Source organism: Streptomyces sp. CA189 (genome assembly GCF_056428985.1).
In genome coordinates this window covers 1-8,479 of the sequence record NZ_JBWJVM010000145.1, presented here as the reverse complement: position 1 = coordinate 8,479, position 8,479 = coordinate 1, and the positions used below count along the sequence as shown (strand labels likewise).

The following is an 8,479-nucleotide window of genomic DNA, read 5'->3' as shown; positions in this document are numbered from 1 at the left end:
GGACGGGCCGCCCCATGAGACCACCCAGACGAGCTACGGCATCAGCGCCAACTCACGTTCACGGACATGTAGTCTATGAATCGTCGCAGTTCAGAGCCGGTATCCGAGCTCCTGTGGTCGGTAAAATGAACGACATCACGCGCCTGAAAATGCACCGCGAGGACGACCAGGACACCCTCGATCTCATCCGCGACCTGATGAGCCTGAACGTCACTCTCATCCTCATCGGCGTCAACATCCCCGGCTCCGGGCTCCTGCGGGAGGGACGCCACGACCCGCGCACCGGGCAGATGGTGATGTCTCCTGCCAAGCGCGGAAAGAGCTACAACGACGAGGCGGCCACCCAGACCGAGCGCCGCTTCGACATGATCAACCTCAACCCGTTCCGCTACGACACCCCTTACGGCATCGCCGCCTGGGTCAACCACCTCGCCGGAGTCGAGGACCAGCTGCGGCTCTTCCACACTGCGCCAGGGATGCTCACCGACGGGACGATGCCCGAGTACCTGTTCCGCCGTACCGAAGGCATCGTCGGGCTACTGAAACGGCTCATCGAAGACGGCTGCACCAAGGCCATGGAGAACGGCCAGGAGAACCTGACCGTCAACCTGCTTGACGAGATCCCCATCAACCTCGGCAACATCCCAGGACGGGACGCGGCCTCCGGAGAGATCCCCGTGCTGGAGGACGAGACGAAAGCCGCACCGTCCAAGCGCCGCAAACGTGGCCGTAACACCGTCTTCGACGACCAGGGCGGTCGCCCGGCAGCCGATGCCTGACGCCAGCCTCCGACCCCTGCCACGCAGCCTCGACCCGCTGGAGGACGAGTCCCTTCACGGCTACCTCCTCCGGCTTGCGCACCGGCTCGGCACCTCGCCGGCGGAGATCGCGGCCCGTACGGGGCTGGGGCCTGCGACGGTGGAAGGGGGTGCGCGCCGCATTCCCATGGGCCTCCTGCATAACCTGGACGATCAGCGCCTCAGCGCGTTCGCGCGCACGACGAACCTCACATCCGACGAGGTCCGGCGACTGCTGACCGCCCCTCTGGGCAGCCGCTACGGGCCACTGAATTCCAACCTGTTGGCAAGGACGCGGACTCTGGCGGGGATGCTCCACAACAACAGCTGGATTCTCACTCGCACGACCCGGTACTGCCCCACCTGCCTGGCAGGCAACGGTTCCGAGGTCGAAGATCGCCACGGTGGCGCCTGGCGGCGGTCGTGGCGGCTGCCGCCCGTCTTTGCCTGCCTGAGGCACGAGCGGCTCCTCTTGAACGGATGTCCCCACTGTGGGCAGGACGTCAACACCACACGCACGGGCGGCCTGATCGCTCGCGGTCACGAAGCAGGGCTTCATCCCGCTCAGTGCCGGGCCACGGCTCCCGCCACCCAGAGGGTTTGCGGCGCCAGGCTGGCCGGCGCGGGCGTGGACCGTGCTCCGCAAGCACCCGCCACGGTTGCTGCTCTGCTGAGACTTCAGTACCACTTCGACAAACTGCTGGCGCCGGACGGGCCGACGTGGGCGGGCAGCTTCGGATGGATGATCCCAGCGGCCCAGTACTTCATCGATCTCCGGGCCCTGAGCGGGCTGATCTTCATGACGTGGCCACAAGCGCGCGACCTGACCGAGACGACGGCCCTGGCTGCGTTCGTCGACCGGGAGGCCGCGCGGCGACATGCCGCATTCGCCAAGTCCCGGGCCCCGATCGGCAAGCAGCGCCGGGCCTCGCACCACTTCAGCGATCCATCGGTGGATCCGGTCGTCGCCGGAGCGGTGTTCGGCATTGCGGCACGGCTGCTGTCGGCCCCCGATGAGACCGCGGGCCACGAAGCCATGGCCCCGATCATCGCCCGGACCAGGGGAGTGGAGAACGTGGTGGGATACCAGCTCCGCGCCCTGAACGGCCTGTCCCGGCCGGCCAGTGTGGTGCTCCTCGCCGTACGGCAGGACAAGGGCGCGTTCGCGCGCATGGGCCAGCGCATCGAAACCCAGGGGATCAGCCGAGTGGATACGGCATGAAGGAACCATCAGGCGAGTGAGTGGCACCAAGATCAAGCCGAGCTCTCGTCGACCGCCCTGCGATCAGCGCAGTCCCAGCATCCGACGAATAGCCGAGTCCGATCCGGATTGCCTGGGCACGGCCGGGCCGCCGGCCGAACGGAGGGTCTCCTCCGCGACGCGAGCACGGTCCTTCGCCTCTGGCGGCGGGGCGAGAGCGATCCCGGCGTTCGTAAGGATTCCCAGGTCCAGGCTCCAGGCGATCTGCGAGCGCTTTTCCCACAGCGCGAAGGCGGACCTGACGTGCTGTCGGGCCTGTGACTCGCTCATCCTGGTGACCTTCACCAGATGCGCGAAGGCCTGGGCCTCAATCCCGCGGACCTGCGCATAGCCGAAGTGCGTGACCGTGTGGCAGTCGGTGCACAGACAGATCAGCCGCTTGAGGGTCTGTACGCGTGCCGTGTCGTCGAAGATCCACCGCTCGTGGGCCTCCAGCCACCGCTTGGCCTCACGATCCTCGGCGGCCCCGCAGATCTCGCAGCGATGCCCGGCGCGGCTGGTAATCATGCGACGGAGCCGTTCCCAGTCCCTCTTCTCCACGCAGGAGCGGACGTTGGTGAACCAGCATGTGCTGGGCACCAGGTCAACGAAGAGACCACTGCCGAGGCTCCGGTCCTCACCGGGCAGCAGGTCGGGGACATCAGGGGAGGGCGCCCACCGCTGAAGCTCCGCCATCCCACCGCGGGGCGCATACCAGCGCTTGGCGGCAGGATCCCAGCGTGCCCCGCCCTTCTTCGCCTCGTCCTTCTCAGCGAAGGGAACGTCTAACCAGATCCGCTCAACTGCCATGGATACCCCTCTGGTTATCTCCGAGATTCTGGTGGTGAGACTAACGAACGCAGCCCCACCTGGAGTGCCCTTCAGGGTTACCGCTATCGGCCTACACGCGAACGTGCTCACGCTCGTACGGGCTGTCGTTGGAACGTCCGGTTCAGTCTCGGTCGTCGAGCCCGAAACTTTCCGGCAGCTCGCGCAGGGCCCGGCGGCGGGCAGGGCTGGGTTCGTGGTCGGCGAGGTCGTGCCACAGAGTGGTGAGCCGGTCGCGGTCTGACTCGGTCAGGTGACCGAGGGTATGGGCGCTGTCTTCGAACCAGCGCGTGGCGACATCCGGGGGTACGTCCTCGTCATCGCTGAGGTCGATGCTGATCACAAGGTCGGCGAGGGCCTTGGCCAGGATTTGGATGAGCTCGTCGGGCACGGTCTCTCCTTCCCCGGTCAGCACTGCCAGAGGAAGGCGGCCTGGACACAGGGTGCGCACGTGAAGGCGAACGCTGTGCCACAGCCGCCGAAGTTCATGGCCGTGGAGTGGTCCGGGCCTTTCTCGAACTGTGCGACCAGTTCCATGGGGTGGGTGCAGGTCGGGCACCGGGGTGTCTCGTCACCCTGAAGCCAGTCGGGCTGTCCGCCGAGCTGTCCCAGGACGTTCCTCAGCTCATTTCCGCTACGGCTGGCCCACTCCTCACGTGCGCTGAAGTAGTCGGCTGCGGGTGAGGGCACCAGGGTCACAGCGCTGACAACGCCGAGGCGGAGCACCCCCTCGTCGTTCTCACCCAGGGTGGGCGCGGACATCGGCGCCAGCCCGTCGGCGGGGAACAGCAGGGCACGGTTGCCGCCGGCTATCGGGCTCCACTCGTCGCACATACCGGGCTCGTTCTGGCACATGAAGATCGCCAGGACGCCGCAGTCTTGCTTGTTGCCCGAGTCCATCGGGCGGTCGAGATCATCCAGGACGATCTGGGCCAGGAACTGCATCGGCCCGTCACACGTCGAGCAGTGAGGCCATGCCGTCCCCGCCGGGGCCATGGGTATCCCACCGGTTCGCGTGACCGGCCCTTCGGGCTCGCCGGGTCCCCCGTACGTCATCAGGATCGTCATGGGACCGGACCCTATGGCAGCCCACCGACATCACTGGCCCCAGGGGCATCGAGTGTTCGTGGTGAGGAGGGGAATCTGCGAGGAAGCGGCCCTGAGTCGATACGCAGACAACATCATGGGGCCATGCGCCCGCTGCCCCGCAGCCTCGACCCACTGCCCGATGAGACGCTGGCCGGCTACATCCTCCGTCTCGCACACCGGCTCGGGACTTCCCCCGGAGCCGTCGCCATCCGTACAGGACTGACTGGCCACCGCAAGGAGAACGTGCTCTTCCGCGTTCCCATGCGGCTTCTGCACCACCTGGAACCGGAGCAGATCCAGGCCTTCGCCCGAGCGACCCAACTCGCCCCGGAGGAGATCAGCTGTCTTCTGACTTCTTCGCTCGCCGAGCGATATGGGCCGCTGAGCGAGAAGTTCACCCCGCGCAAGAGCGCCGCGAGGATGGTCAACGACAATGCCTGGCTACTGACCCGCACCCCTCGTTACTGCCCGCAGTGTCTCGTCGGGGACGGAAGCCAGATCCAGCAACTTCACGGCGGATCCTGGCAACGCTCCTGGCGCCTCCCACCAGTCTTCGCCTGCACCAAGCACCGCCGCCTGCTGCGAATTGGTTGCCCCGCCTGCCGGCGACCCGTCCACACGGTCGAGATGAATAGCATCATCGCTCGTCCCTGGGACGAAGAGCTGCATCCCACCCAGTGCCGGACAACCACGGCCCCGCGCACCGTCGGGCGCCTCCAACCCGCCTGCGGTGCCCAGCTCGCCGAACCTGACGGCGCGCTCTCCGACGAACTTCCCGACGTACGTACGCTGGACCACCTGCTTGGCCTTCAGCAGCGGCTTCAGGATCTGCTCGAGCCCGTCGGCCCCGCGATGACCCCGTGTGTTGGTTGGCTGATCCCCGCCGCCGACTACTTCGCCGACCTAAGAGCCCTGCTCGGTCTCGTGTTCCTGTCCTGGCCGGTGGCCCGGCCCTTCGCCGCAACACCAGCCCTCGCCGAAGCCCTCGACCAGGATGCCGAGCAACGTCATGCCCGTGCGACAGTCCTCCGTGGCAGACCCGGGAAGAAGCGCAGTTCCCGCCCCTACACCGACCCTCCGCTGGACCCGTTGCTCATGGGGGCAGTACTCGGGATTGCCGAACGTCTCCTTGACGCGGACGACGAAGAGCAGGCCCGCCAGCGAATGCTGCCGCTTATTCACCGGGCCAGCGATGTCGACTACGCCCTGTCGTCCTATCTCCGGCGCGAGGCCTGGATCTCGTTTCCGCTGCGGATCGTCGCCATGAACCACGTCAACCACATGGCTCCGATGCACAAGCTCATGGCCCGTGGGCCGACTCCCAAAGCCGGCCGGGAGCGTTTCCCGGAGCCGTCCCGGGCCAGTGGGTTGATCCGTGCCAGTCGCCAGGAGCCGCGTGATTGGATCTCCGCATGATGGATTGGTCGCAACTGAGCCATGCCTACGGCTCTGCGGAAGGCATACCCGCCTTGCTGGATCGGATCGGATCGCATCGGAATCGAACGCCGAGCTCTGGAACGGCCTATGGTCGGCGCTGTGCCACCAGGACAGCGTCTAATCCGCCAGTTTCGCGGCACTGCCCTGGCTGGTCGGCTAGCTGGCGGGGACGACCGAGATGGCGGTGAGTGTTCTCACCCTGGCCGGTGCGATCGCGGCAGGCGCTGGCCAGCCACACGATGCCGGCGATGTCCGCCTGGAGTACGTGGCCGAGATCGCGACCCTGCTATAGGTGGCGAACAAGCGCCTCCGAACGGCCTCCGATCGCACCGAGTACGTGTACCTCTTGGAAGCCGTGCTTCCCGTTTTCATGAAGATCGTCGGACAGGGTGAGGCGGTGGCGCGCGAGGTCGGCTTCGCCGATCCGTACGGTGATCCATCCGAAGGGTGGTCGGTTCCTGCTCCAATGGAAGGCCAACGACGGTCAGGCTCGGGCAAGAATTCCGTCGCTCCGACTGTCGTGGCGGACGTGCTCGTCATCGCGGACCGGGGGCAGCCGTGGGTTCGAAGGCCAGATCTACACCCGGACGAAATCTTTCGGTCATGTGCATGACCACATGCTTGAAGGGTTCAACTCGCCTCTGAGGCTCAGAGAGTGCCTGCCGTGCACCGGCCGCAGGACGCCACCGACCGCGTCCAGATGGAGCCGTGCGCTGAAGGAACCGGAGTGGCGATCCGAGAACCGAGGCGCACGAGGTTCCTCGTGGCGGCGTCAGGCAGCGCATCACTCTTTAAGATTTTCCCGCACTTCCAGGCTTCAGCCGGAGAAATTGCCGAACGGTGCTTCCTTAGGTGCCACATCGCCCACTGGGCGACTTCATCCGGAATGCATCTCAGTCAGCAGATACGGAAGCTCCGGTTTCGCTATGGGGGGGTGCTGCACTGCGATAGGCGGCGGACAGTACTCGCCACTTCCAGACAGTCAGGCCAATTTTCGACTGGGCCGTAATGGCCAACCTCAACCCCCCTCAACAGGCTCGGCATGTAAGGATCGGCGCCTCCAGATGAACGAGTTCTCCAATTGGTTGGGAAACCCTGTGCACCGGTGCCCGGTTTCTGCGGATGGGTGACAGATTTACCCATTTTTCCGCCGATCTCTGAGCCATCAGTCTGGGCTGCCATGACAACGGCACTAGCCGCCGATAGGCCACCCCGCACAAGCCAGGGACCCGGGCCCTACAGATACGGCCACCTGGCCACGTACGGCACGACCTCTCAGTACACATGCGGACGGTTGGGGCGGCAGGGGCACTGCTGCCGCCGAGCTCCAGTCGAAACAACTGCAGTTGCAGGCTGCTCGAAGCATGTAGATCGACGTCAGATGCACTCTTGAAGAATCAGAAAAGGGGGCTAAATGTATTCCAATTTTTCGCTGGGTAGCAAGGTGGGGGCTGTCGCGGCAGTCGTCGGATCTTTTCTCGGTGCGAGCGCATGCAGCACCGGCGGTGACGGTCGCGACAAGATTCCCGAGCGCGTCGTGGAGGGGCGTGAGGTACATCATTTCGATGATGTGAAGACCATGGCCGCGACGTCCGATCTCGTGGTGAGGGCCGAAGTCGTACGGATTCGTCCGGGACGCTGGATAGGCTCCGAACAGGGCGGTGGCCGGCAGCAGGCGAGAGAGATCACCCTAAGGGTGGACCAGGTCCTCCGCGGGTCGGGTGGAGTGAACCCGGGCACGATCATCTTCGATGAGTGGGGTTGGGACGAGAAGGGAAATGGCTACCAGTTTGCGGGAGTGACCTGGAGCAAGGAGAGCGATAAGGGAATCTATTTCCTCTCCAAGACGGACAAGCCCGGAAACTGGCGGCTGGTCAACTCTCAGGGACGGGCTCTGACTGACAGTCAGGAGCTCGACACCACCGCTGAAGACGGGGATCCGCTTGGTGCCCGCATTGAGGCTATGACGCCGGCACAGCTGGAGGCTGAGGTAGTAGAGGCCGCGCGGGCCGTGGAGTCCGGGAAATTGAAGCCCGCCGACAAGCCGGCGCTGCTCTCCGGCGCCAACAGCGAATGATGTATGCCGTTCCATCCGACTTCAACTGCCTGCCCAGGAAGGACGCCCCGCTATGACCCGTCCGCTCAGCCGGTCCATTGCCGTCTTCGCCGCTGGAGCAACTCTGGCCATGATCCTGCCGGCCTCCGCTTACGCCGACCATGACGACCGCGGAACGGACCCAGACAACAGGAACCAGGCCGTCCAGGCGTATGATGTGACCGCAATCACGGTTGATGCGATAAATCATGGAAAGGCTCAAATCGAAAGGAGTGTCATCACCACGTCGTGGGGCGGTGGTGACATCCAGGTTTATGACGCCCTCTACGGAGATGTCGGCTGGCACGGCAGTACGGACTGCACCGACTGGAATGTCTTCATGACATCCTGTGACATCATCCGAATTCGATTCAATGAGAGCTACTGGAAGTCCAGCGATCAGTGGAAGAGTCTGGGTTGTCATGAGTTCGGTCACAGCGGGGACCTCGGTCACCGGAACGGCGCGAACGACGCAGATAACAACTCCTGCATGCGTATAGAAATTTGGCCCATGAACTACGACGCTCATGACGTCAACGCCATCAATGCGGGCGTTTGATTACGTGAGAATCAAATGGGCTGCTGCAGGCGCCGTGTTCATTCTGGCCGGACTCGGGGCATCGGCATTCGCTATATCTGGCGACTCTGAGGCTGGGAAATTCAAGAGCGCCGATATTAGAAAGAATTTCTGCTCTACGGCAGGGCCTCTCGATCTGCAACCCAGCACGAAGCTCTCGCCTCACGATCGAAATCATATCGTCGAGGAACTCGCGCGCGACGCGCCGGAAAGTGTTCGGCCATCGTTCGACGCCTTGGTGATCTGGTACAAGAATCCTCGCCCGGAGGACGAAGACAGGGCGAGGAAAGCCACTGAACTTGATTGGGTGATGTCGGGGCTGTTCGCCTGACAGCGTCCGGGTCGTTCCGGTAGCCCTGATGCTGTGAGGTACGCGCAGGGCGGCGGTTTGACCGACGCCGAGAGGGCCGCGCGGG

At 64.6% G+C, this 8,479-nt stretch carries 10 protein-coding genes; 7 read left to right on the top strand and 3 right to left on the bottom strand.

The features are described from left to right. The first annotated feature begins 125 nt into the window (after positions 1-125). Both AC061S_RS43845 and AC061S_RS43840 read left to right on the top strand, forming a co-directional pair. Positions 126-779: a hypothetical protein gene (locus AC061S_RS43845; protein ID WP_478691475.1), complete on the top strand. Its 654-nt coding sequence runs from the start codon at positions 126-128 to the stop codon at positions 777-779. Continuing rightward, positions 772-2,019, top strand: a complete 1,248-nt coding sequence (locus tag AC061S_RS43840) for a TniQ family protein (protein ID WP_478691474.1) — start codon at positions 772-774, stop codon at positions 2,017-2,019. The genes AC061S_RS43845 and AC061S_RS43840 overlap by 8 nt, the downstream gene beginning before the upstream one ends. 63 nt (positions 2,020-2,082) lie before the next feature. Here AC061S_RS43840 and AC061S_RS43835 read toward each other — a convergent pair whose 3' ends face one another. From AC061S_RS43835 to AC061S_RS43825, 3 genes are all read right to left on the bottom strand, one after another. Next, the gene (locus AC061S_RS43835) at positions 2,083-2,847 is read right to left on the bottom strand and encodes a DUF5710 domain-containing protein (protein WP_478691473.1); all 765 of its coding nucleotides are present in this window, start codon (positions 2,845-2,847) and stop codon (positions 2,083-2,085) included. A 142-nt stretch (positions 2,848-2,989) separates the two neighbouring features. Further along, a complete protein-coding gene (locus AC061S_RS43830) occupies positions 2,990-3,256 on the bottom strand; it encodes a hypothetical protein (RefSeq protein WP_478691472.1) in 267 nt (88 codons plus the stop codon). 17 nt (positions 3,257-3,273) lie between these two features. After that, the gene (locus AC061S_RS43825) at positions 3,274-3,921 is read right to left on the bottom strand and encodes a DUF1963 domain-containing protein (protein WP_478691476.1); all 648 of its coding nucleotides are present in this window, start codon (positions 3,919-3,921) and stop codon (positions 3,274-3,276) included. A gap of 135 nt (positions 3,922-4,056) precedes the next feature. On the opposite strand from AC061S_RS43825, the gene AC061S_RS43820 reads away from it, so the two are divergent. From AC061S_RS43820 to AC061S_RS43800, 5 genes are all read left to right on the top strand, one after another. Next, complete coding sequence (locus tag AC061S_RS43820) at positions 4,057-5,370, top strand: TniQ family protein (protein WP_478691471.1); 1,314 nt, start codon at positions 4,057-4,059, stop codon at positions 5,368-5,370. 313 nt (positions 5,371-5,683) lie between these two features. Next, entirely contained in the window at positions 5,684-6,004 is a 321-nt protein-coding gene (locus tag AC061S_RS43815; protein WP_478691470.1) for a hypothetical protein, read from the top strand. 801 nt (positions 6,005-6,805) lie between these two features. Continuing rightward, complete coding sequence (locus tag AC061S_RS43810) at positions 6,806-7,468, top strand: hypothetical protein (protein ID WP_478691469.1); 663 nt, start codon at positions 6,806-6,808, stop codon at positions 7,466-7,468. Positions 7,469-7,520: 52 nt separating this feature from the next. Next, a complete protein-coding gene (locus AC061S_RS43805) occupies positions 7,521-8,045 on the top strand; it encodes a hypothetical protein (RefSeq protein WP_478691468.1) in 525 nt (174 codons plus the stop codon). 34 nt (positions 8,046-8,079) lie between these two features. Next, positions 8,080-8,394, top strand: a complete 315-nt coding sequence (locus AC061S_RS43800) for a hypothetical protein (RefSeq protein ID WP_478691467.1) — start codon at positions 8,080-8,082, stop codon at positions 8,392-8,394. Positions 8,395-8,479: the final 85 nt, after the last annotated feature.